This window comes from Leifsonia sp. 22587 (assembly GCF_052044215.1).
In the GTDB taxonomy this organism is placed as follows: Bacteria; Actinomycetota; Actinomycetes; order Actinomycetales; family Microbacteriaceae; genus Leifsonia; species Leifsonia shinshuensis_C.
In genome coordinates this window covers 56,061-78,648 of the sequence record NZ_JBQENB010000001.1, presented here as the reverse complement: position 1 = coordinate 78,648, position 22,588 = coordinate 56,061, and the positions used below count along the sequence as shown (strand labels likewise).

Annotated in this window: 24 protein-coding genes; 13 read left to right on the top strand and 11 right to left on the bottom strand. The window is 72.0% G+C overall.

The genetic code is table 11. The features are described 5' to 3' along the window. The 3 genes from purF to ACTJI1_RS00395 all read right to left on the bottom strand — a co-directional run bounded on the left by purF (nucleotide 1) and on the right by ACTJI1_RS00395 (nucleotide 2,456). Nucleotides 1–1,572, bottom strand: coding sequence for an amidophosphoribosyltransferase (gene purF / locus ACTJI1_RS00405; protein ID WP_440741101.1), 1,572 nt, complete (start codon nucleotides 1,570–1,572; stop codon nucleotides 1–3). 29 nt (nucleotides 1,573–1,601) lie between these two features. Next, nucleotides 1,602–2,030 carry a hypothetical protein gene (locus ACTJI1_RS00400; protein ID WP_440741100.1) on the bottom strand — a complete coding sequence of 143 codons (429 nt, stop codon included), beginning with the start codon at nucleotides 2,028–2,030 and terminating at the stop codon, nucleotides 1,602–1,604. Between the two features lie 69 nt (nucleotides 2,031–2,099). Beyond that, nucleotides 2,100–2,456 carry a sterol carrier family protein gene (locus ACTJI1_RS00395; RefSeq protein WP_440741099.1) on the bottom strand — a complete coding sequence of 119 codons (357 nt, stop codon included), beginning with the start codon at nucleotides 2,454–2,456 and terminating at the stop codon, nucleotides 2,100–2,102. 57 nt (nucleotides 2,457–2,513) lie between these two features. Here ACTJI1_RS00395 and purD point away from each other — a divergent pair, with 57 nt between their 5' ends. Beyond that, nucleotides 2,514–3,770 carry a phosphoribosylamine--glycine ligase gene (gene purD / locus ACTJI1_RS00390; RefSeq protein WP_440741098.1) on the top strand — a complete coding sequence of 419 codons (1,257 nt, stop codon included), beginning with the start codon at nucleotides 2,514–2,516 and terminating at the stop codon, nucleotides 3,768–3,770. Between the two features lie 100 nt (nucleotides 3,771–3,870). Here purD and ACTJI1_RS00385 read toward each other — a convergent pair whose 3' ends face one another. Further along, nucleotides 3,871–5,115, bottom strand: coding sequence for an FAD-binding protein (locus ACTJI1_RS00385; RefSeq protein WP_440741097.1), 1,245 nt, complete (start codon nucleotides 5,113–5,115; stop codon nucleotides 3,871–3,873). Between the two features lie 182 nt (nucleotides 5,116–5,297). Here ACTJI1_RS00385 and ACTJI1_RS00380 point away from each other — a divergent pair, with 182 nt between their 5' ends. The 5 genes from ACTJI1_RS00380 (at nucleotide 5,298) to ACTJI1_RS00360 (ending at nucleotide 8,756) form a co-directional block, all read left to right on the top strand. Continuing rightward, nucleotides 5,298–5,744, top strand: a complete 447-nt coding sequence (locus ACTJI1_RS00380) for a DUF6325 family protein (protein WP_310131692.1) — start codon at nucleotides 5,298–5,300, stop codon at nucleotides 5,742–5,744. 10 nt (nucleotides 5,745–5,754) lie between these two features. Then, nucleotides 5,755–6,102 (top strand): SHOCT domain-containing protein, encoded by a 348-nt coding sequence (locus ACTJI1_RS00375; protein WP_440741096.1) that lies wholly within the window; start codon nucleotides 5,755–5,757, stop codon nucleotides 6,100–6,102. A gap of 40 nt (nucleotides 6,103–6,142) precedes the next feature. Then, nucleotides 6,143–7,045, top strand: coding sequence for a phosphoribosylaminoimidazolesuccinocarboxamide synthase (locus ACTJI1_RS00370; protein WP_440741095.1), 903 nt, complete (start codon nucleotides 6,143–6,145; stop codon nucleotides 7,043–7,045). Between the two features lie 64 nt (nucleotides 7,046–7,109). Further along, nucleotides 7,110–7,796 carry an RraA family protein gene (locus ACTJI1_RS00365; RefSeq protein WP_440741094.1) on the top strand — a complete coding sequence of 229 codons (687 nt, stop codon included), beginning with the start codon at nucleotides 7,110–7,112 and terminating at the stop codon, nucleotides 7,794–7,796. 33 nt (nucleotides 7,797–7,829) lie between these two features. Then, nucleotides 7,830–8,756 (top strand): VOC family protein, encoded by a 927-nt coding sequence (locus ACTJI1_RS00360; protein ID WP_440741093.1) that lies wholly within the window; start codon nucleotides 7,830–7,832, stop codon nucleotides 8,754–8,756. Between the two features lies 1 nt (nucleotide 8,757). Here the strand turns inward: ACTJI1_RS00360 and ACTJI1_RS00355 are convergent, their stop codons facing one another. Beyond that, nucleotides 8,758–10,302 (bottom strand): MFS transporter, encoded by a 1,545-nt coding sequence (locus tag ACTJI1_RS00355; protein ID WP_440741092.1) that lies wholly within the window; start codon nucleotides 10,300–10,302, stop codon nucleotides 8,758–8,760. Nucleotides 10,303–10,403: 101 nt separating this feature from the next. Here ACTJI1_RS00355 and ACTJI1_RS00350 point away from each other — a divergent pair, with 101 nt between their 5' ends. After that, nucleotides 10,404–11,021 carry a TetR/AcrR family transcriptional regulator gene (locus ACTJI1_RS00350; protein WP_310131710.1) on the top strand — a complete coding sequence of 206 codons (618 nt, stop codon included), beginning with the start codon at nucleotides 10,404–10,406 and terminating at the stop codon, nucleotides 11,019–11,021. Between the two features lie 369 nt (nucleotides 11,022–11,390). Here ACTJI1_RS00350 and ACTJI1_RS00345 read toward each other — a convergent pair whose 3' ends face one another. Both ACTJI1_RS00345 and ACTJI1_RS00340 read right to left on the bottom strand, forming a co-directional pair. After that, nucleotides 11,391–13,166, bottom strand: a complete 1,776-nt coding sequence (locus tag ACTJI1_RS00345; protein ID WP_440741091.1) for a DHA2 family efflux MFS transporter permease subunit — start codon at nucleotides 13,164–13,166, stop codon at nucleotides 11,391–11,393. A 31-nt stretch (nucleotides 13,167–13,197) separates the two neighbouring features. Further along, the gene (locus ACTJI1_RS00340; protein WP_440741090.1) at nucleotides 13,198–13,776 is read right to left on the bottom strand and encodes a PadR family transcriptional regulator; all 579 of its coding nucleotides are present in this window, start codon (nucleotides 13,774–13,776) and stop codon (nucleotides 13,198–13,200) included. Between the two features lie 103 nt (nucleotides 13,777–13,879). On the opposite strand from ACTJI1_RS00340, the gene ACTJI1_RS00335 reads away from it, so the two are divergent. Both ACTJI1_RS00335 and ACTJI1_RS00330 read left to right on the top strand, forming a co-directional pair. After that, nucleotides 13,880–14,017 (top strand): hypothetical protein, encoded by a 138-nt coding sequence (locus ACTJI1_RS00335; RefSeq protein ID WP_310131719.1) that lies wholly within the window; start codon nucleotides 13,880–13,882, stop codon nucleotides 14,015–14,017. 4 nt (nucleotides 14,018–14,021) lie between these two features. Beyond that, nucleotides 14,022–14,540, top strand: coding sequence for a gamma carbonic anhydrase family protein (locus ACTJI1_RS00330; RefSeq protein ID WP_310131720.1), 519 nt, complete (start codon nucleotides 14,022–14,024; stop codon nucleotides 14,538–14,540). Between the two features lie 32 nt (nucleotides 14,541–14,572). Here ACTJI1_RS00330 and ACTJI1_RS00325 read toward each other — a convergent pair whose 3' ends face one another. Genes ACTJI1_RS00325 through ACTJI1_RS00310 form a run of 4 tightly spaced genes read right to left on the bottom strand, consistent with a single transcriptional unit; the run spans nucleotide 14,573 to nucleotide 18,236 of the window. Further along, nucleotides 14,573–15,175: a uracil-DNA glycosylase family protein gene (locus tag ACTJI1_RS00325; protein WP_440741089.1), complete on the bottom strand. Its 603-nt coding sequence runs from the start codon at nucleotides 15,173–15,175 to the stop codon at nucleotides 14,573–14,575. A gap of 9 nt (nucleotides 15,176–15,184) precedes the next feature. Further along, a complete protein-coding gene (locus ACTJI1_RS00320) occupies nucleotides 15,185–16,348 on the bottom strand; it encodes an alcohol dehydrogenase catalytic domain-containing protein (protein ID WP_440741088.1) in 1,164 nt (387 codons plus the stop codon). Continuing rightward, nucleotides 16,345–17,052, bottom strand: a complete 708-nt coding sequence (locus ACTJI1_RS00315; RefSeq protein WP_440741087.1) for an HAD family hydrolase — start codon at nucleotides 17,050–17,052, stop codon at nucleotides 16,345–16,347. The genes ACTJI1_RS00320 and ACTJI1_RS00315 overlap by 4 nt, the downstream gene beginning before the upstream one ends. Before the next feature lie 26 nt (nucleotides 17,053–17,078). Continuing rightward, complete coding sequence (locus tag ACTJI1_RS00310) at nucleotides 17,079–18,236, bottom strand: TIGR03364 family FAD-dependent oxidoreductase (RefSeq protein WP_440741086.1); 1,158 nt, start codon at nucleotides 18,234–18,236, stop codon at nucleotides 17,079–17,081. A gap of 216 nt (nucleotides 18,237–18,452) precedes the next feature. Here ACTJI1_RS00310 and kynA point away from each other — a divergent pair, with 216 nt between their 5' ends. The 4 genes from kynA to ACTJI1_RS00290 are packed head-to-tail and all read left to right on the top strand — an operon-like array spanning nucleotide 18,453 to nucleotide 22,567. Then, nucleotides 18,453–19,313 (top strand): tryptophan 2,3-dioxygenase, encoded by an 861-nt coding sequence (kynA, locus tag ACTJI1_RS00305; RefSeq protein WP_440741085.1) that lies wholly within the window; start codon nucleotides 18,453–18,455, stop codon nucleotides 19,311–19,313. Next, entirely contained in the window at nucleotides 19,310–20,458 is a 1,149-nt protein-coding gene (locus ACTJI1_RS00300) for a hypothetical protein (protein WP_440741084.1), read from the top strand. The genes kynA and ACTJI1_RS00300 overlap by 4 nt, the downstream gene beginning before the upstream one ends. Beyond that, complete coding sequence (locus ACTJI1_RS00295; RefSeq protein WP_440741083.1) at nucleotides 20,455–21,729, top strand: kynureninase; 1,275 nt, start codon at nucleotides 20,455–20,457, stop codon at nucleotides 21,727–21,729. The genes ACTJI1_RS00300 and ACTJI1_RS00295 overlap by 4 nt, the downstream gene beginning before the upstream one ends. Further along, a complete protein-coding gene (locus ACTJI1_RS00290) occupies nucleotides 21,722–22,567 on the top strand; it encodes a PaaX family transcriptional regulator (RefSeq protein ID WP_440741082.1) in 846 nt (281 codons plus the stop codon). Before ACTJI1_RS00295 ends, ACTJI1_RS00290 begins: the two co-directional genes overlap by 8 nt. Nucleotides 22,568–22,588: the final 21 nt, after the last annotated feature.

Below are 22,588 nucleotides of genomic sequence, written 5' to 3'. Positions count from 1 at the left end.
TCACTCCTGGCGGCCGGGGTCGCCGAACGACAGCAGCGGCTCCAGCTCGGAGTCCGGGCCCGGCTCGCAGCCGTCGGAGGTCGCGTCGGAACCGTCGTCCGTCGCGGCGACGGCCGGACGCTCGAGCAGGTTCTTGCCGAGGTGGTGCGCATCCGGCAGCTCGATCGGGTAGTTGCCCGTGAAGCACGCCGTGCAGAGGCGCTCGCGCGGCTGTTCGGTCGCGTCGATCATGCCGTCTTCGGAGAGGTAGCCGAGGCTGTCCGCGCCGATGGACTGGCGCACCGCCTCGACCCCGAGCCCGGTCGCGATGAGCTCGGCGCGCGACGCGAAGTCGATGCCGTAGAAGCACGGCCAGGTGATGGGCGGGCTGGAGATGCGGACGTGCACCTCTGCTGCCCCCGCCTCACGGAGCATCGAGACCAGCGCGCGCTGGGTGTTGCCGCGGACGATCGAGTCGTCGACGACCACCAGGCGCTTGCCCTTGATGACCTCCTTGAGCGGGTTCAGCTTGAGCTTGATGCCGCGCTGGCGGATGGTCTGCGACGGCTGGATGAACGTGCGGCCGACGTAGGAGTTCTTGACCAGGCCCTGTCCGAACGGGATGCCGGACGCCTGCGCGTAGCCGATGGCGGCGGGCGTGCCGGACTCCGGGGTCGGGATGACGAGGTCGGCCTCGACGGCGTGCTCGCGGGCCAGCTGGCGCCCCATCTCGACGCGGGCCTCGTAGACGCCGCGGCCGGCGATGGTGGTGTCGGGACGCGCGAGGTAGACGTACTCGAAGACGCATCCGGCGCGCTTCTCGGTCGCGAACCGCTGGCTGCGCAGTCCGTTCTCGTCGATGGCGATCAGTTCGCCCGGCTCGACCTCGCGCACGAAGCTGGCGCCGACGATGTCGAGGGCGGCGGTCTCGGAGGCGACGACCCAGCCGCGCTCAAGCCGGCCGAGGACCAGCGGTCGCACGCCCTGCGGGTCGCGCGCCGCGTACAGCGTGTGCTCGTCCATGAAGACGAGGCAGTAGGCGCCGCGCAGGCGCGGAAGCACCTCGAGGGCGGTCGACTCGAGGGTGTGATCGAGGTCGCCGGTGAGGAGCGCCGTGACGACGGCCGTGTCGGTCGTGTTGCCGCGGGAGAGCTCTCCGTCGTGCTGCGGGTAGCGCTCGTGCACGAGCTGCATCAGCTCGGCGGTATTCGTCAGGTTGCCGTTGTGGCCGAGGGCGACGGTTCCGCTGGCCGTGGACCCGAGCGTCGGCTGCGCGTTCTGCCAGCTGGACGCTCCGGTCGTCGAGTAACGCGTGTGGCCGACGGCGATGTGGCCGGGGAGCGAGTTGAGCGCGTTCTCGTTGAACACCTGCGAGACGAGACCCATGTCTTTGTAGATCAGGATCTTGTCGCCGTCGCTCGTCGCGATGCCCGCCGACTCCTGGCCGCGGTGCTGGAGCGCGTAGAGCCCGAAATAGCTGAGCTTCGCGACCTCCTCACCGGGGGCCCAGACGCCGAAGACACCGCAGGCGTCCTGCGGTCCCTTCTCGCCGGGAAGCAGTTCGTGACTGAGAAGACCGTCGCCTCCGGCCACAGCGGACCCCTTTCAGGAAGTCGGGATGTTCAGCTCTCGGTGTCGCTGGTGGTGCTCTGCGTGCTGCCCTGCGTGGTGCTCGGTGTGCCGGGCTCCGGCTGCGAGCCCTCGCGCCGTGCAGGCGACGACCCGGGCTCGGTGACGCGCACGTCGATTCTATCCGCCTGGACGCTGCGCGCTCGACGCGCGGTGGTGCGGTCGAGGATGAGCGCGACGACCGCGCCGACGGCGACGCCCACGGTGACGCAGATCGCGAGCAGGAAGCCGAAGACGCTTCCGCGGTCGTACGTCGGGTTCTCCGGGAAGGCGAAGGTGAGGATGAGCGCCACGATGGCGAACAGCACGGCGCCCGTGATCATGAACCGGAAGTACCGCGGCGAGCGCCGCACCCGCACCTCGGCCGGGATGACGGTCTCTTCGACCTCGTCGACCGGCTCGTCCTGCGGGGTGTCGCTCATGACTCCCATTCTCCCAGATCGAAGCTGGGTGACCGTCGGTGACGGAACCTTGGGGAACGGCGACGGCGGTCAGTAGCGCAAGGGCACGAGGCCCTCGAGGGAAGCGCGCTGCCCGGAGGCGTGGACGGCGCCCGAGGCGACGCCCTCCTCCCAGGTGAACGACCCGGAGGCGAGACCGAGCCAGGTGGCCGCATCCATCTCGACGACGTTCGGCGGGGTCCCGCGGGTGTGACGCGGACCGGGGATGCACTGCACCGCACCGAACGGCGGCACCCGCACCTCGACGGTGTTGCCCGGCGCCCGCTCCGCGAGCAGCTGCAGCAGGTACCGCACGGCCGTGGCCGTCGTGTCACGGGGCGCTCCCCCCGCGACGGCGGCCCGGACGGCCGGTCCACCCACGTCGTCCGCGATCTTCGCTCTCGCCATGCGTTCCATCCTTCCACCCGGCTGAGCCGCGGCATCCGCTCCCTCTAGCATGGTGGCGTGAAGATTCTCGTCCTCGGTTCCGGTGCCCGCGAGCACGCCATCATCACCGCGCTGCTCAGCGAGGAGGAGCGGCACGACATCGTCGCGGCGCCCGGCAATGCGGGCATCGCGCAGGATGTGCGGGTCGAAACGGGCCTGGACCCGCTCGACGGCGAGGCGGTCACCGAGTACGCGATCGAGCACGGCATCGACCTGGTCGTCATCGGTCCGGAGGCTCCGCTCGTCGCAGGGGTGGCCGATCCACTGCGTACCCGCGGCATCCCCGTGTTCGGACCGGGCAAGGCCGCGGCGCAGCTCGAAGGGTCGAAGGCGTTCGCGAAGCGGATCATGGACGCCGCGGGCGTTCCGACCGGCCGTGCGGTGCGCGCCGAGACGCTGGCCGAGGCGGAGCGCGCGCTCGACGAGCTGGGCGCGCCGTACGTCGTCAAGGCGGACGGCCTCGCCGCAGGGAAGGGCGTGCTCGTCACGGACGACCGCGCCGCGGCCGTCGAGCACGCGACCCACTGGCTGCGGCACGGCGGCGTGCTGATCGAGGAGTTCCTGGACGGCCAGGAGGTGTCGCTGTTCCTGGTCAGCGACGGTCACGACGTGCTGCCGCTCTCGCCGGCGCAGGACTACAAGCGACTGCTCGACGGCGACGCGGGCCCGAACACCGGCGGGATGGGTGCGTACTCCCCTCTCCCCTGGCTGCCCGAGGGCTTCGTCGACGAGGTCATCGACACGATCGCGCTTCCGACCGTCCGCACCCTCGCCGCCGAGCAGACCCCGTTCATCGGGCTGCTCTACTGCGGCCTGATCGTGACCGACCGCGGCATCCGCGTGATCGAGTTCAACGCGCGCTTCGGCGACCCGGAGACCCAGGTGGTGCTCCCGCGGCTGGTGACCCCGCTGTCCACGCTGCTCTACGCCGCCGCCACCGGCGGGCTCGGCGGGATGCCGCGACCCGAGTTCGCGCTCGACACCGCCGTCACGGTCGTCCTCGCCAGCGAGGGCTACCCGGAGGCGCCCCAGACCGGACGCCCGATCACCGGGCTCGGCGAGGCGGCCGCGGTGCCCGAGGTGACCATCGCGCACGCGGCGACCGTGCTCCACGAGGCGACGGGCGAGCTGCTCGCGACGGGCGGCCGCGTGCTCTCCGTCGTGGCCCGCGGAACGGACTTCGCCGAGGCGCGGGACCGCGCCTACACGGCGCTCGGCCGCATCCACCTCGCCGGCTCCCACTACCGCACCGACATCGCCGCCCGCGTCTCCTGACCCCCTCGCCTCGACACCCTCCGTCGAGTGCACGATTTGTGCACGCCTTCGCGGCGTGTCGCGTGCACTAATCGTGTACTCGACGGTGGGCGGAGCGGGCCTAAGGGAGCAGGCGGGTGAGGAAGGGGTTGCGGAAGCGGGCGGCGGGGTCGAAGCGCGACGCGAGAGCCGCGAAGTCGGAGAGGCGCGGGTAGAGGGACGGGACGATCCCGTCGCGGTCGACGTAGAGCTTGCCCCAGTGCGGACGCGCGCCCAGCGGCAGCAGAGCGGCCTCCAGCTCGGGGAGCACCGCCTCCACGCCGGCCTGGTCGCGGAACCACGTGAAGTGCAGGCCCACGACGTCCGTCTCGTACGCGCTCGACAGCCAGAGGTCGTCCGCCGCGACGGTGCGGATCTCGCTGATCTGCAGCAGCGGCGCGATCAGGGGCGCGAGCGCACGCACCGCCTCGATCGCCTCCACGGCACGTGCCCGCGGCACGAGGTACTCGGACTGGATCTCCTCGCCGTTCGACGGCGTGAACGCGAACCGGAAGTGCGCGAGCCGCTCGCTCCACGGGCCGACCACGCCCAGCTGCTCGGTGGTGTTGCGCACATCCATCGTCGCGATCATGTGCCGCGGCTCGGTCAGCGCCGGGGCGCCGAAGAAGTCGTCCTCGATCAGCGTCTCGGCTCCGGCCAGTTCCTTGAGCCACGCGAGCGACACCGCCTCCTCGTCCCAGGTCGTGAAGAGGCTGACGCTGTACGCCGCCGACGTGATTTCGTCGAACCGCCCGAGCACCGCCTCCCACGGCACACCGCCGAAGAGCCGCTGCCGCGCGTCGTAGGTCGGACGGATGTCGAGGGTGACGTCCGTGACGACGCCCAGCGCCCCGAGGCCCACCACGGCGCCCTCGAAGCCCTCATCGCCGCGGCGCAGGTCGACGAGCTCGCCCGAGCCGTTCAGGATGCGCAGCCCGGCGACCGCGGTCGCGAGGTTGCCGTTGCGGTCGCCGGAGCCGTGGGTCGCCGTGGCGATCGCGCCTGCCACCGAGATGTGCGGCAGGGACGCGAGGTTGTGCAGGGCCCATCCCGCGTCCTGCAGCTCGCGCGCCAGGTCGCCGTAGCGGACGCCGCCGCCGACGGTGACGGTCCGCGCCGCCTCGTCGATGCGCACGTCGCCCGGGAGGCCGGCCGTGCTGATGAGCACGCCCTCGGTGTCGGCAAGGTCGTTGAACGAGTGGCGGCTGCCGAGCGCGCGAACGGCCGGGGAGTCCAGGACGAGGTCGCTCAGCTCCTCCAGCGTGGTCGGGCGGGCGATCCTCGCCGCGCGGTACTCGTAGTTGCCTGCCCAGTTCTTCTCGCCCATTGCGGCCCTTCCTCGGGTCATCGTCAGCGGCCGGGCGGCCGTTGGCACCCCTCCATCCTACGGATGTGACCGGACACATCAACCTCCGCCGCCGGCAGCGAAATGGTGCGTAGCCAGGCCGGTGAGGCGCGCAGTATGGTGCCCGTGAAAAACGACGAGGGCCGCTTGGGAAAGGGGCAGACATGGCCGACTTCGAGTACGGTCCGGCGGAATTCATGGTGGCCGCGTTCGATACGGACCGCCCGTCGGCGGGCGTCGTTCAGGCGATCCTCGACCTGGTCGCGAGCGGTACGGTCCGCCTGCTCGACCTCGTCTTCGTCGAACGTCACGACGACGGGAGCATCGACATCATCGAGCTGGAGGAGATCGGCGACGAGATCGGGATGACCGACATCACGCTTGAAGGCAGCGGCCTGGCCGGCGACGAGGACGTGCAGCAGATCGCCGAGCTGCTCGAACCCGGGACGACCGGCGCGATCCTCGTGATCGAGCACCTCTGGGCGAAGGAGCTGGCGAGCCGCTTCTTCGAGTCCGGCGGCGTCGTGCTGCACAGCGAGCGCATCCCCGCACCCGTGCTGAACGCGGTGGCGGCCGAGGCGTACGAAGAACTCGAGACCACGGAGAGCTGAGGAGGACACCATGCCACTGCGACGGATGGGACGCCCGGGACTGATCGGGATGGCGGCGCGCACGGCGGTGGTCGCCGGTACGGCGACCGCGGTCTCCGGAAGCGTGCAGCGCCACCAGCAGGAGAAGGCGCAGAGCCAGTACGACCAGCAGCAGTACGAGCAGCAGCAACAGCAGATGCAGATGCAGCAGATGGCGCAGCAGGCGGCAGCGCAGCAGGCGGCGCAGCAGCCGGCGCCGGCGGCGGCTCCCGCCGAAGACGACATGATGACGAAGCTGCAGCAGCTGGCGACCCTGCACACGCAGGGCGTGCTCACCGACGAGGAGTTCGCGTCGGCGAAGGCGAAGCTGCTGGCCTGACGCGCATCCCGGTCTCGCCGCCCGCCCCTACGATGGACGGGTGAGCGAGATTCCGGGATGGGTCCACGTCTACTCGGGCAAGGTGCGCGACCTCTACGTGCCCGAGGGCGCCGAGGGACTCGCCGACACCGACAGTGTGCTGGTCGTCGCGAGCGACCGGGTGAGCGCGTTCGACCACGTGCTTCAGCCGGGCATCCCGGACAAGGGCGAGCTGCTCACCACCCTGAGCCTGTGGTGGTTCGACCAGCTGGACGACGTCCCGAACCACCTCGTGCCCGACCACACCCTCGTCGGCGAGCGCGTGGTCGAGCGGATCCCCGCCGCCGTGTCGGGCCGCTCGATGCTCGTGAAGCCGCTCGACATGTTCCCGGTCGAGTGCGTCGTGCGCGGCTACCTCACCGGCAGTGGATGGGCGGAGTACCAGCAGAGCCGGAGCGTGTGCGGCATCCCCCTGCCCGACGGACTGCGGAACGGCGACCGCCTGCCCGAGCCGATCTACACCCCGGCCTGGAAGGCCCCGCTCGGTCAGCACGACGAGAACATCAGCTTCGAGCGCACCGTCGAACTCGTCGGAGCCGACGTGGCCGAGGAGCTGCGGCGACGGTCCCTGCACGTCTACGAGCGGGGAGCCGCGATCGCGGAGGCGCGCGGCGTCATCATCGCCGACACCAAGTTCGAGTTCGGCGCCGACCGTGCGACCGGCGAGATCACGCTCGCGGACGAGGTGCTGACCAGCGACTCCAGCCGGTACTGGGATGCGGCCGCGTACGCGGCCGGGACCACGCCGGAGGAGCGGATGGCGAGCTTCGACAAGCAGATCGTGCGCGACTGGCTCGCCGCGAACTGGGACAAGACGGGCGAGCCGCCGGCGCTTCCGCAGGACGTGGTCGACCGCACCGCGGCGCGGTACCGGGAGCTGCTGGAGCGGCTGACCGGGGAGTAGCCGCGGCACGGCGGCGAGCGGGGCCATTCCTCCGCGGGCATGCCGGGCGGTATAGCGTCCCGTCATGGACCAGCTCACCCTCCCCGCGACGGCCGCCGTCGCCGATGCCGCCGTTCGCCTCGGCGTCCCCGTCGGTACGGCACCCGTCAGCCTCGTCGCCCTGTTCCCTGGGCGCCCGTTCGCCGGACCGGCCGCCCCCGTCACCCATCTCGGCAGCGTGGATGTGCTGCTCGAGACCATCGACGACGCGCCTCCCGGGGCCGTGTTCGTCGTCGACAACGGCGGTCGTGACGACGAAGCCTGCGTCGGCGACCTGATGCTGCTGGAGGCGGCGACCGCCGGCCTCGCCGGCGCGGTCATCTGGGGCCGGCACCGCGACACGGCACAGCTGCGCGAGATCGGGCTGCCGGTGTTCAGCCGCGGCGCGCATCCTTTCGGTCCGAGGCGGGTGCCTCCGGCCGGAACCGCGATGCGGTCGGCCTTCCTCGACGGGGTGACGGTCACCCCGGAGCACTGGATCGTCGCGGACGACGACGGCGTCCTGGTGCTGGCGGCCGCAGACCGCGAGGCGCTGTTCGCGGAGGCGGCGCGCATCCAGTCGGTGGAGGGCGCCCAGGCCGAGCGGATGCGCGGCGGCTCGTCCCTGCGCGACCAGCTCGACTTCGCCCGCTACCGCCGCGAGCAGGCCGCCGACCCGGCGCTGACGCTGCGTCGCTACCTCGCCGAGAACGGCGGTGCGATCGAGACGTGAAATTTCCCGCATCCACCGGGCGTTGAAGGGTCCATGCCCGAACTGCTGCCCGCCGACTCCGCCATGGGGGCCGTGACCCTCCGCGTCGCCGACCTCGACGCCATGACCCGCTACTACCGGGACGCCGTCACGCTGACCGTGCTCGCGGCGGAGGGCGACCGCGTCATCCTCGGTCGCGGCGCCACACCGGCGGTCATCCTGGAGCACGCACCCGAGCTGCGTCACGCGTCGCCCGGCGAGGCGGGGCTGTTCCACACCGCGATCGTCTTCGACACCCAGGAGGCGCTCGCCGCGGCCGTCTACTCGGTCGCCCGCCGTGCGCCGGGAACCTTCACCGGCAGCGCCGACCACCTCGTGAGCACCGCGTTCTACTTCACCGACCCGGAGGGGAACGGCGTCGAGCTGTACTGGGACCGCGACCGCAGCCTGTGGAGCTGGACCCACGGCCAGGTGGAGATGGCGACGCTCTACCTCGACCCGAACCGGTTCCTGACCGAGCACCTCACCGAGCGCGGCGTCGCGCTGGCCGACGCCGACGGGATCGATCCGTTCGGCGACGCCACGGTCGGGCACGTCCACCTGTCGGTCGGCGACGTGGAGTCGGCGCGCGCGTTCTACGTCGACCGGCTCGGCTTCGAGACCACGGCGAGCCTCGGTGGCAGCGCGCTGTTCGTGAGCGCCGGCGGCTACCACCACCACATGGCGATGAACACGTGGAACAGCCGCGGCGCCGGTCCCCGCCGGCTCGCGCTGGGCCTCGGCGAGGTCGAGATCCGTGTGCCGTCGGCCGACGACCTCGGGCAGCTGAGCGAGCGGATGCGGCACTACGGCGTCCCCGCCCGCGACGACGGGCGGTCGGTCACGTTCGACGACCCGTGGGCGAACGCCGTGCGGGTCGTCGCGGAGCCGGGAGCGCCCGCGCCGGCAGCCGGAGCCGCGGCGGAGACGCTCCCGGCCTGAGTCAGTGCGCCGCGGGCAGCGGCGCGTCGCCGACCGGTGCCTCGCCCAGGGCCGGCGTCCGGCTCGTGGCCAGGGACAGCCCCTGCGAGCGGCGACGGTAGAGCAGCGCCGACAGCACGGCGCCGAAGGCGAAGAACGCGGCGCCCCACCAGTACGCGGTCGCGTAGCTGTGCACGGCAGCATCCTGGATCACCGCGGGAGTCGGCGGCAGGTGCGAGGCCAGGTAGTCCGTCGCCGCGGTCGCGGCCAGCGTGTTCAGCAGCGCGGTGCCGATCGAGCCGCCGACCTGCTGGCTGGTGTTCACGAGCGCGGAGGCGACGCCCGCGAAGTGGCGGTCGACGCCGAGCGTGGCGGTCTGGATCGCGGCGGGCATGATCGAGCCCATCCCGGCGCCGAGGATCATCAGCGGCGGGAGGATGTCGGTGGCGTAGTTCGCGGTGACGCCGAGGTGCGTGAGGTACACCATCCCGGAGCCTGCGATGACCATGCCGATCGGCACCATGACCTTCGGCCCGAACCGCGGGACGAAGACGTTCGTGGAGAACTGGGCGGCGATCACCAGCATCACGATCATCGGCAGGAACGCGAGTCCGGTCTGGATGGGCGTGAACTTCAGCGTGGTCTGCAGGTAGTAGGTCACGAAGAGGAAGATGCCGAACATCCCGGAACCGGCGATCAGGATGGAGCTGTACGACGCGCCCCGGTTGCGGTCCAGCACGATGTGCAGCGGGAGCAGGGGATGCGCGGCGCGCCGCTGCCAGAGCACGAACACCACGAGGAGCAGGACGGCGGCGCCGAGGAAGCCCCAGGTGAGCGGCGAGTCCCAGCCGTCGGTCTCGGCGTTCGAGAAGCCGTAGACGAGCGAGAAGAGCGCGGCGGAGACGAGCAGCGTCCCCGGGACGTCGAGCCTCGGACGCGGGCCGGTGCGCTTCACCGAGGTGACGAACAGCGCGGCGCCGATGATCGCGATGACGGCGATCGGAACGTTGATGTAGAGGTTCCAGCGCCAGTTGAACTGCTGCGTGAGCACCCCGCCGAGCAGCAGGCCGACGGCGCCGCCCGCCCCCGCGATCGCACCGAAGATGCCGAAGGCGCGGGCGCGTTCCTTCGGGATGGTGAAGGTGGTGGTCAGCACGGCCAGCGCGGTGGGGGCCAGCAGCGCGCCGAACGCGCCCTGCAGCGCGCGGGCGCCGACGAGCATCCCGAACGTCCCCGCCGCGCCGCCCAGCGCCGACGCGCCGGCGAACCCGATGAGGCCCATGATGAAGGCGCGCTTGCGGCCGATGAGGTCGGAGATGCGGCCGCCGAACAGCAGGAGGCTGCCGAAGGCGAGCGAGTAAGCGGTGACGATCCACTGGCGGTCGGCGTTCGAGAAGCCGAGGTCCTGCTGAGCGGACGGGAGGGCGATGTTCACGACGGTGGAATCGAGCACCACCATGAGCTGGGCGAGGGCGACGGTGACGAGTGTCCACCAGCGCCGGGAGTGCGGAACCGCGGTTCCGGACGGTTCGGGTGAGACCGCGGTGACGGAGGAAGTCTGCGACATGAGCGTCAGCATATACGAAACTGGCGAGTTTCGGATCTCCCGAGTTCTAAAATTAACCTTACAATGGTCTGGATGCATCGACCAGACCTGAAGGAGCCGCAATGACGCAGCTCGACACCGACGGCGCAGCCCCCCGCCTGGGCCGCCGGCGAGACCACACGCGCGACGCCGACATCCTCGACGCCGCGCTCGAGGTGCTCGCCGAGACCGGCTACGACGGGATGACGATCGATATGGTCGCCGCCCGGGCGAAGGCCGGCAAGGCGACGGTCTACCGGCGCTGGGCGTCCAAGGGCGACCTCGTCGTCGACGCGATCGCGTGCATGAAGAAGAACGACATCGACCTCGAGCACCTGCCCGACACCGGCACCCTGCGCGGGGACCTCGTCGCGATGATCCGCCCGCACGCCATCCAGGACGGCGAGAAGAAGCTCCAGGTGATGGCCGGCATCACGTCGATGCTGGCCCGCGACCCGCAGCTGGTCGACGCCGTCACCGCCGCGATCGTGGAGCCGCGCGCGTCCCTCAACCGGCTCTTCATGCGCCGCGCGATCGAGCGCGGCGAGATCCCGGCGGACACGGACGTGGACACGCTCGCCCTGATCGTGCCCTCGATGACGGCGTACCGCGTCCTCATCCTGCAGAAGCCGGTCGACCGCGAGTTCCTGCTGTCGCTGATCGACGGGGTGCTGCTGCCCGCGGTGGGGCTGAAGCCGTAGGTCGCGCGGCGCGGTGCGGTGCGCCGCCTCCGCTGCCGCCGCTCTCTGCGACATTCGGCACGAATCGTCGCAGCGCGCTTCCGCATCATTCGGCACGAATCGTCGCCCCGCGGCGGCCTTTCGCAACATTCGGCACGAATAGTCAGCGCACGCTCTCGCAACATTCGGCACGAATAGTCCCTTCGCGGCGCCCTTGCGCCGCATTCGGCACGAATGGTCGCGCGGGACGTTGCAAGATTTGGCACAAATCGTGGGGCGCATTCCCTACATTTGGCACAAATCGTGGGTGCCGGTGGCGCCACGCAGGGCCGGGATGCGCAGAGCGCCGCACCCCTATGGGTACGGCGCTCATCGTGCGCGAGACGGGCGTCAGTCGGTGACCGGCGCGGCGTGGACGCCGTGAGGCGGTTCCTCGCCGGGGGCGACGTCCGTCGCGGGCGGGACGGGGGCGGCGTGCGAGCCGCGCGGCGTCGCATCCACGGGGACCGGTGCCGCGTGCGCACCATGCGTCGGCGCGATCGCCTCGTCGGCCGTGCTCGCAGCGCCGGACTGCACCGCGCCGACCCCGGCCGGCTCGGCCGCACCTGCACCCGCACCAGCACCAGCACCAGCGGCACCCGCACCAGCGGCACCAGCCCCGCCCGCACCCGCGGCACCCGCACCCGCCGGCGCCCCGGCGCCCCAGGCGCGCGGCTTCGGCCGCTCCCACCAGATCACGATCAGCGCGCCGAGGAAGGCGACCGCCGCGGGGAGCAGCAGCGCCTCCGACATCGCCTGCGTGAAGCCGGCGTGCAGGAACTGCGGCAGCTCGGTGCCCGAGGTCGCCGCGCCGGCGTTGGCCGCTCCGCCCGGCGCCTTGGGCAGGTCGACGGCGAGCCGGCTCTCGATCAGGGCGGCGATCGAGGCGCTTCCGAGCACCGCGCCGATCTGGCGCGTCGTGTTGAAGACGCCGGAGCCGGCGCCCGCCTGGTTCATCGGCAGGTTGCGCGTCGCCGTGGTGGAGATCGGACCCCACACGCCCGACATCGCGATGCCCAGCAGCGAGCTTGGGATGAGCAGCAGCCAGATGTTGACGTCCGGCGACAGCATCCGCGAGTACAGGAACAGCGAGAAGGAGAACAGCACCAGCGCAGGCGTGGTGATGTTGCGCGGGTTCACCCGGTCGATCAGGCGGCCGACGAACGGGGCCAGCACACCGGACAGCACGGCCGTGGGGGCGAGCATCAGCGCCGACTCGGTCGGGGTCAGTCCCCGGACGGTCTGGAAGTAGAACACGAGCGGCAGCGCCATGCAGGTCACCGCGAAGCCGACGGTCGTGATGGCGCCGTTCGCGAGCGAGAAGTTGCGGTCGCGGAACAGCGGCAGCGGGAGCAGCGGCTCCTTCTTGTTGACGGCCTGCCAGACGATGAACGCGGCGAGCACCACGATTCCCGAGATGATCAGACCCCAGACCGAGATCGGGCCCCAGATGACGCCCCAGTCGTAGGTGCCGCCCTCCTGGATGCCGAACACCAGCAGGAACATGCCGACAGCCGAGAGGACCACGCCGAGGATGTCGAAGCTGTGGGTGTGCGTCGGCAGCTTGGGCACGAGCCGTACCGCGAGGATGAACGCGACGATGCCGACCGGCACGTTGATGAAGAAGATCCACTCCCAGCCGAGGGTGTCGACGAGGATGCCGCCGAGCAGCGGGCCGACCAGCGTCGCCACACCGGCGACCGCGCCCCAGAGACCCATGGCCGCACCACGGCGGTCCGGCGGGAAGATCCGCGTGATGACCGCCATCGTCTGCGGCGTCATGAGCGCCGCACCGAGGCCCTGCACGACGCGGGCCGCGATCAGGATGCCGATGTGCCCGGCGAAGCCGCACCAGGCGGAGGCGCCCGTGAAGACCACGAGACCGATCAGGTAGATGTTCTTCGGCCCGAAGCGGTCGCCGAGACGACCGGTGATGAGCAGGGGCACGGCATAGGCGAGCAGGTAGGCGCTCGTCACCCAGATGACGGCGTTGTAGTCGGTCCCGAGGTCGAGACCCTTCATGATCGACGGGTTGGCGACCGACACGATGGTGGTGTCGATCAGGATCATGAAGAACCCGATGACCAGCGCCCAGAGGGCAGGCCACGGCTTCAGTACGCGTTCCATGTCACGTTCTTCCTGTTGAGAGCGGTGTCGCTCAGTGCTTCTCCTCGACCCAGGAGATCGCTCCCGACTCGAGGTCGTCGATGAGGGCTTCGAGCGTGGCCACATCGGCCTCCGCCATCGCGCGCTGATAGCGCACATCCACCCAGTACATCGCCGGGACGGACTTGGCCCGAATCGTTCGGATCCCCTCGTCGTAGGCGGCGATGTCGGCCCGGATGAGTCCGATGCGCTTGCGGAGCAGCGCGACGACGGTCTCGACCGGCAGGTTGTGGGCCTCCCCCAGCGCAAGGGGGAACTCCGGGTACTCATTCACGGGGGTGCCGATGATCTCGGCGATGCGCTCGCCCAGGGCGAGCGTGCCCTCCTCGGTGATCGCGTAGGTAGTGCGCTCGGGCCGGTTGCCTTCGCGCTCGGTGCCGGTCACCCGCACCAGGCCGTGCCGCGCCAGGCGGTCGACCGTGTGGTAGAGCGAGCCGGGCCGCACCTTCACCAGGCGGTCCTCGGAGCGGAGCATGAGGGTCTGGTACATCTCGTACGGATGCGACGGACCTTCGGCCAGCAGCGCGAGGGCGGCGACCGCGAGAGGGGTGAGGATGCGTGATTCAGCCATGAGTGTTCCGGTTTGATTATTCCAGAAGGAATATACCGCTCCGACCAACGCAGGTCAACCGATCTCCGCATCCTGCCGCTACGCTGCCTCGTGGAGGTGCGCGATGACGAAACACCGACGCGAACGCGAGGCAGAAGCGCTGGAGTCCGAGGAGGCCGAGGCGGCGATCCGGGCGACCGAGACCGACGACACCTTCGTCGACGCGGACGAGGCGCTCGAAGCGGACGAAGAGCGGGACTGACCGGATGCTCTACGCGCTGCCCGGCGACCGGGCTCCGCAGGTGGACGCCGACGCCTGGGTGGCGCCCGGAGCGACCCTGGTCGGGGCGGTCACCCTCGAGCCCGGGGCGAGCGTCTGGTACGGAGCGGTGGTGCGGGCGGACAACGCGCCGATCCGCATCGGCCGCGACTCCAACCTGCAGGACAATGTCTCCGCGCACGTCGACCCCGGCTTCCCGCTGACCGTCGGCGAGCGGGTCTCGGTCGGGCACAACGCCGTGCTGCACGGGTGCACGATCGAGGACGACGTCCTGGTCGGGATGAGCGCGACCGTGATGAACGGAGCGACCGTCGGCAGCGGCTCGCTCATCGCCGCCGGGGCCGTCGTCACGCAGGGCGCGGTCATCCCGCCGCGGTCGCTCGTGGCGGGCGTCCCCGCGAAGGTGCGGCGCGAGCTCACCGACGACGAGCTGGACGGCATCCGCCGGAACGCCGCCGTGTACCTCGACAAGACGGCGGAGCACCGGGACGCTCAGGCGCTCTAGCCGGGCGTGGCGACCTGCGCTGCGACCGGTCGTCAGCCGTCGAGCATCGCCCGGTTGAGGGCGAGCAACTGCTCCGTGAACATGCGGGCGCCGCCCTGCGCGGGGTGCCGCACCGCGGGTGCTTCGATCCCCGCCTCGGCGAGCGCACCCTGCGCCTTGCGCCCTACGGCGACGATGGTCTCGATGCCGAGCGCGCGGATCAGCTCCTCGGCCACCGGGGCGCCGGCGCGCACCTCGGACGAGCGCGGGGTCCGATTGGTGAGCGGCCGTCCCGCGACGAACGGATGGTGCGGGTACACCGGCCAGGAGAGCGGCAGCGGACCGCGCCAGGCACTCATCGTCTCCCAGAAGACGCGGCTCGACGCCTCCCAGGGCGCCTGCGGCTGAGCCGGCAGCTCGAGCCCCGGCAGCACGCCGGCCTCCACCTCGCGCACCGAGGTGAAGGGCACGCCGGTGACGGTCATCCCGCGCCAGCCGGGAGCCTCGCCGAGCAGCAGGATGGGCGCGTGCGGCGTCTCCAGGTAGCGGCGCAGGTTGCGTTCGCGGAGCCGGCCGAGCTCGTCGAAGCCGAACAGCAGCTCGGCGTCGTCCGGGGCCGGGACCTCCCGGATCAGGTCGAAGAAGCGGTCGAGCATCCACCCAGGCTACGGCCGCACCGCCACGCGGGGGTACGCGGCGGACGCGAGCGCCCGATCCACCTCGGCGAGCGGGAACGTCTCACCCACCTGCTCGGCGAACGGGTACCGCTGCCAGGCGGAGGCGAGGAACCGCACGGCCTGCTCCAGGTGCCGCGGTGCGTAGTTGTGGACGCCGCGGATCGTGAGCAGGCGGCGCACGAGCTGCTCGGGGGCGACCGCGAGGTCCGGCCCGGGCGAGACGGAACCGACCAGGACGAGGACTCCGCCGATATCCAGGCCGTCGAGCAGGGTCCGCACGGCCGCCGGGTTCCCGGAGAGCTCCAGGGCGGCGACCGGAGCCGCGCCGCGGCCGCCAGCCTTCGCCAGCACTGTCGGCAGTGAGGTGGCGTGGTCCGCGCCCGGGCTGGGGTCGGCCACGCCCACCGCGCCGAACGCGAGCGCCGCCTCCCGGCGTTGCGGGATGGGGTCGCTCACCACGACCCGCGCGCCCGCATCCGTGGCCATCGCGGCGGCGGTGAGTCCCATCATCCCGGCCCCGGCGATGAGCACGAGTGCGCCGTCGAGCGGCACGATCGCCCCGGCGGCCTCCACGGCGGCGGCGACCGTCGCCGTCGCGCAGGAGGCCGGCGCGAGCACCACGGCAGGGATGTCCTCCGGCACCCGCACCAGCGGCGTGCCGTCCAGGATGTGCGCGTGCGTCGCGAACCCGCCCGACAGCTCCCAGCCCCTGCGCATCCGCTCGTGGCCGTACTTCTGCAGGTTCGAGCACCTCTGCGGCAGGCCGCGGCGGCAGCGCGCGCAGCGCCCGCACGGGACGGCCACCGACCAGACGACGCGCTCCCCCAGCTCCACCCGATGGCCGTCGGTCGTCTTGGCGCCGCCGCGGCCGAGCGCGATGACGCGGCCGACCTGCTCGTGCCCGAGCACGAGCGGCGCGGGCGCCTGCCGGTGACCGAGGACCGTGTGGATGTCGGAGCCGCACACCGTCGCGAGCTCCACCTGGGCGAGCACGTCGCCCGGGGCGAGCCGGACACCGGGGACGGCGACCGCCTCGTGCGTGTGCCCCTCACCCGGCCACACCATCGCGGTGGCCGACGGGTACACGCTCACCCCCATCCCCAGGCGTGCCGGCGGTGCGACGACGCGCGGGGTGACCGCTTTGATCGTCACCGGGCGCCGGCCCCCTCGGCTCGACGGTCGGCTGCGTCGCCGGCGGAGCGGTCGGCATCCGTGTGCTCGTAGCCGAGCAGCTCGGGCAGGTCGGCGACGCTCGGCAGCACCGCGTCCGCGCCGGCCTCGAGGAGCTCGTCCTCGCCGTCCGCACCTGTCAGCACACCGACGACGAGCCCTGCGCCGGCGGCGATCCCCGCGGCGATGCCGTCCGCCGTGTCGTCGACCACGACCATCCCCTCGACGCTGGAGGCGCCGGTGCGCAGCAGCGCGGTCAGCGGGAGGTCGGGGAAGGGCTGCGCCCGGCCGGAGTCCTCCGGAGTGAGCACCGCATCGGCGGTCCCGGTCCAGCCCACGGCGTCCAGGAGGAGGTCGACGGCCGGACGCGGGGAGCCGCTCACGATCGCGACCTTCACACCGGTGGCCCGCAGCCTGTGGATGAGGTCCTCCGCCCCGGGGAGCGCGCGCGGCGCTCCGGCGCCGTCGTCGAGCAGCGTGGTGCCGGTCAGGCCGAGCACCACCAGCTCGAGGTCGGCGAGGTCGTCCTCGTCGCGGTCGTCGCCCTCGGGGAACTCGTCGGGCCCGTCGTCGAACTCGTCCCACTCCTCGTCGTCCGCGCCGGTCGCGTCCGCGTGGCGCGAGGCTGCGGCGTCGTCGATCGTCACGTCGTCGAACTCGCTGGTGATGCGTCCGTCGGGGGTCATGGTGGTGCCTTTCGTCGCGGTCGGGACTAACGGGCGCGCGTGGCGCCGGCGGGGAGGAGGGAGCCGGGCGCGTCCGAGAACAGCTCGTCGACGACGCGGTCGGCGAGACCGAGCCCCGTCGTCATCCCGATGGCCGCCGTGACGGAGACGACCCGCACATCCGGGGCCGGCGCCGCGACGAGGAAGTCGTCGGGCGCCGCCGCGTGCACGCCCTGCCAGCGTTCGCGGACCCGCAGCGGCACGGCGCCGAACAGGTCGCGCGTCTGGTCGAGGAGTGCCTCGAAGGCCGCCTCCGGCTGGAAGGGCGAGGCGTCTTCGCCCTGGCGAGCCGTCGATCCGATGAGGAGCGAGCCGTCCGGGCGCTGGACGAAGGAAACCTCCGCGCCCAGGGCCGCCAGGGCCGGCTGCTCCGCCACCAGGCGGTCACGCAGGGCGCCGGCGCCCGGGGTGCGCGAGAACGCGGTCTGCTGGACGAGCGACCAGCCTGTCAGGAGGGGCGCGGAGAGCGGAGCGTCGAGTGCCGCATCCACAAGCAGCATGTCGAGGCCGCGGCGCTGGATGCCGTGCGCATCCGCCATGCCGGGGAACAGCTGGTCGACATCCGCGTCAACGGCGACGACGACCGCGTCGGCGGCGACCCGGCCGCGGCTCGTGTGGACGGTGCCCGGCTCGACGGCGAGCGCTGTCGTGTGCCAGAAGAGGTCGACCCCGTGCGCGTCGAGCCAGCGGGCGATCGCCGGGGCGGCCTCGCGCGGATCGACCTGCAGGTCGGACGGGAGGAACGCTCCCCCGATCGCCACACCGTCGGCCAGCGGTGCGCTCTCGCGCACCTGCGCCGGTCCGAGGAGTCGCACGTCGTGGCCGCCACGGCGCTCGCGGAACTCCTCCAGCACCGCCAGCTCGTCGGCGTTCCGCGCGACCACGACCGTGCCGGACTCGCGCAGCCAGAAGCCGGCCTCCGGGGCGAGGGTCAGCCAGAGCTCGCGGGCGAGTTCGGCGTAGGCGCGGGCCTCGCCGTCCTGACCGGTGACGCAGAGGTGACCAGAGTTCCGGAGCGACGCTCCGTTGACCGTGGACGCCCGCTCGACGACGGCGACCGTGAGCCCGCGGCGGAGGGCCGCGACGGCGTGACCGAGGCCGACGATGCCGGCGCCGACCACCGCGAGATCGTAGTGCCTGCCCATCCGGTGCCTCCCTGTGCGGTGGACGACGCGGCGGACACGGTGGCCACGCCGCGCACGCGCGTCGTTCCACGTCGGCGTCCCGCCAGGCTAGGAGCGGGGTGCGACGAGCCACGCAACGCCGGGTAACGGCAGGGTGAACGGCGGGAGGACGGACGGCACTGCCGCGCGATCCCATCCACTGTTGCACTTATCCGACGACCGGCGCAGAATTGCAGCATGGCCGACGGCGACAACACCCGAGAGTTCGATCCCGACATCGTCACCGACTTCCGGGAACGGATGTCGTACGGGTCGTACCTGGACCTCGACACCCTCCTGAGCGCGCAGCGCCCGGTGAGCCGGCCGGCGCACCACGACGAGCTGCTGTTCATCATCCAGCACCAGACCACCGAACTGTGGCTCAAGCTCGTGCTGCACGAGCTGGAGTCCGCCCGCGACCTGCTGCGGGCCGACGACCTCTCCCCCGCCCTCAAGCGGATCGCCCGAGTGAAGCACATCCAGCGCACGCTGACCGAGCAGTGGTCGGTGCTGGCGACGCTCACGCCGACCGAGTACGCCGAGTTCCGTGGCTTCCTCGGCAACTCGTCCGGCTTCCAGTCGTACCAGTACCGCGCCGTGGAGTTCGTGCTGGGCAACAAGAACCGCCGCATGCTGAGCGTCTTCGAGAGCGACCCCGCCGCGCACGCATTGCTGTCCGCGCTGCTGGAGGCGCCGAGCATCTACGACGAGTTCCTCCGTTACCTCGCTCGTGCCGGCTTCGCCGTCCCCGAGGCGCTGCTCGGCCGCGACGTGACGCAGGCCCACGTGTTCACTCCCGAGCTGGTGACCGTGTTCCGCGACATCTACGAGCACGCCACGGACCACTGGCGCGAGTACGAGGCCTGCGAGGAGTTCGTCGACCTGGAGGACAACTTCCAGCTCTGGCGCTTCCGCCACCTGAAGACGGTGCAGCGCACCATCGGTATGAAGGCCGGCACGGGAGGTTCCAGCGGCGCCGGGTTCCTGCAGAAGGCGCTCGACCTCACCTTCTTCCCCGAGCTCTACGCCGTCCGCACCGAGATCGGAGCACCCGCGTGACCCACGTGCCCGACCTACCCGACCGGTCAGGGGCGGCCGCCGGCGACCTGTACCTCACGGTCGACGCCGTCTGGAACGGCCGCCGATTCCTCGGCGAGACCACCTTCCGCAGCGACGGCGAGCGCCTCCACCCGGTGACGGACGTCCCCGCGCACGCGCGCACCCGTCACCACCGCATCGCCGGGACACTGTTCCCCCGCCTCACCGATCACCACACGCACCTCGGGCTCACCGACCAGCACGCCCTGCTCTCCGGTGGCATCACGCACGCGATCGACCTGGGCTGGATCCCCGCCGTTGCAGCCGGGTGGCTCACCGACGACCTGACGCGGCCGGCGGTCGCCATCGTGGGCTCCCTGCTCACCTGCGTGGGCGGTTACCCGGTCAACGCCGGGTGGGGACCGCCGGGCTCCTCGACGGAGGTCGGCGGCGAACGGGAGGCTCGGCTGGCGGTTCGTGCGAATGTCATGCTGGGAGCCTCCCGCATCAAGGTGACCCTCAACACGGTCGCGGGCGAAACTGTGGACGACCGCATCCTGCGCGGAATTGTGAGCGAATCCCACGCGCAGGGCGTTCCGGTGACCGTCCACGTGGAGGGCGCGGGGCAGACCGCGCGAGCCGTGGCCGCGGGAGCCGACCAGCTGGCGCACACGCCGTTCACCGAGCGCCTCGACGACGCCCTGATCGCCGAGTGCGTCCGCCGCGGCATGAGCTGGGTCAGCACGCTCGACATCCACGGCTGGGGCGACCCCACCGAGCACCACCGCATCGCCTCCGACAACCTCGGCCGCTTCGCCCGCGCGGGCGGCACCGTGCTCTACGGGACCGACCTCGGCAACGGCCCGCTCCCGGTCGGCGTGAACGCCCGCGAGCTGCGCGGCATGCTGGACGCCGGCGTCCCCGCCGAGGCGGTGCTGCGCTCCATCGCCGGCGGCCGGCCCACGCCCGAAGGCACAGCGCCGACGATCGGCCCGCGCGTCGCCCTCGTGCCGTCGCCGCCTCCCGAGGATCTCACCGACGCCCTCCCCGATTGGCTCGCCGATGCCCGCGGGCTCGCCGTCGCCCGGCTCGCCGCATCCGCCCACGACACGAATCCCCACGACACGGATTCCCACGCCACCCGCTCCACCGAGGACCACGCATGACCGACTTCGACACCGCCCTTCCGTCCACCCTGTCGCCCGACCCGCTGACCGCCGCCCGGGCCCTCGACGCCGCGGACCCGCTCGCCGCGTTCCGCGACCGATTCGCCGGCATCGACGACGGCAGCGCGCAGGTCACCGCGTACTTCGACGGCAACTCGCTGGGCCGCCCGACGCGCGCAAGCGTGGAGCGCATCCACCGCTTCCTCCTCGACGGCTGGGGCGACCGCCTGATCCGCGGCTGGGACGAGGAGTGGATGGACCTCCCGTTCGTCATCGGGGACGACCTCGGCCGGGTCGCCCTCGGCGCCGCGCCCGGCCAGACGTTCATCGGCGACTCGACCACCGTGCTGCTCTACAAGCTCGCCCGGGCGGCGGTGGATGCGCTGCCCGAGCGCAGCGAGATCGTGCTCGACACCGACAACTTCCCGACCGACCGCTACCTCCTGGACGGGATCGCCCGCGAGCGCGGCCTCAGCCTGGTGTGGATCGAGGCCGACACCGAGGCCGGCGTCACGCCCGAACAGGTGGCCGCGGCGGTCGGCCCCCGGACGGCCCTCGTCGTGCTGAGCCACGTCGCCTACCGGTCGGGCTTCCTGGCCGACCTCCCCGCCATCACCCGGATCGTGCACGACGCGGGCGCGCTCGTGCTCTGGGACCTCTGCCACTCCGCCGGCTCCGTCCCGGTCGAGCTCGACGCCGCGGACGTCGACCTCGCGGTCGGCTGCACCTACAAGTACCTGAACGGCGGACCCGGTTCGCCCGCGTTCGGCTACGTGAACGCGCGCCTGATCCCGCGGCTGACCCAGCCCATCCAGGGGTGGATGGGCGTGCGCGACGTCTTCCTGATGGGTCCGGAGTACCAGCCGGCCGAGGGCGTCCGCCGCTTCCTCAGCGGCACGCCGCCGATCGTCGGCATGCTGGCCATGCGCGACACGATCGCCATGATCGGTGAGGCCGGCATCGACGCCGTGCGGGCGAAGTCCGTCGCGTTGACGGAGTTTGCGATCGCGCTTGCCGAGGAATGGCTGACACCGCTCGGGGTGGCACTCGCCAGCCCGCGGGATGCGGAACGGCGCGGCGGCCACATCACCCTCAGCCACCCGGCGATGCGCGACGTCACGGCCCTGCTCTGGCAGCGTGACGTCATCCCCGACTACCGCGACCCGGACGGGCTGCGCATCGGCCTGTCGCCGCTGAGCACCGGCTTCGAGGAGCTCTGCGTCGGGATGGCCGCGGTGCGCGACGCCCTCGGCGAACTGACGCATGACTGAAGCCGCCGCCAGACGCGACGACCTCGAGGCGAGCAGCGGCAGCGCCACCGCGCTGCTCCGGACCGTGGTCGGCAACGTGCTGCGACCGGCCGGCGGGTGGATGAGCGCCGCGGGCGCGGTGCGGCTGATGGATGCGCTGGACGTGCCTCCCGCGACCGCCCGCTCCAGTCTCGCGCGGCTGTGCACGCGCGGCGTCCTGCGCCGGGAGCCGCGCGACGGCGTCGCGGGCTATGCGCTCGATGAGGCCGCCATCCCGATGCTCGAGAGCGGGGACGCGCGCATCTTCGGCGAGCGCTCGGAGGCGACGGCGTGGTGTCTGCTCTCCTTCTCCTTCCCCGAGCGCAGCCGCGGCAGCCGTGATCGTCTCCGCCGCCGGCTCAGCGCGCTCGGCTGCGGTTCGGTCGCCGACGGCCTCTGGATCGCGCCCGCATCCCTCGAGGACGAGCTGGCCGCGGCCGCCCGGGAGATCGCCGCCGAGGCGGAGGTCGTGCTGTTCGCCGACGCGTCCCCACGCGGCGATCTGGCCGCGGGCCTCGCCCGCTGGTACGACCTCCCGTCCATCCGTCGCGCGCACGAGTCGTTCCTCTCGCGCTTCGGCGACGCGCGGCCGCCCGCCGACGACGCGCAGGCTTTCGCCCTGTGGATGCGCGCGCTCGACGAGTGGCGCGTCATCCCGTACCGCGACCCCGGCCTCCCCGGCTCCGCGCTCGATCCGGACTGGCCGGGGGACGCGTCCGCGGCGCTGTTCCGCCGGCTCCGCGACGAGCTCGAGGAGCGCGCGATCGCCTATGCGGCCGCGGTCGCCGCCCCGGAACCTGCTGTCGGCCGCGCACGGTAGAATCGTCGGCGAACCCCCACC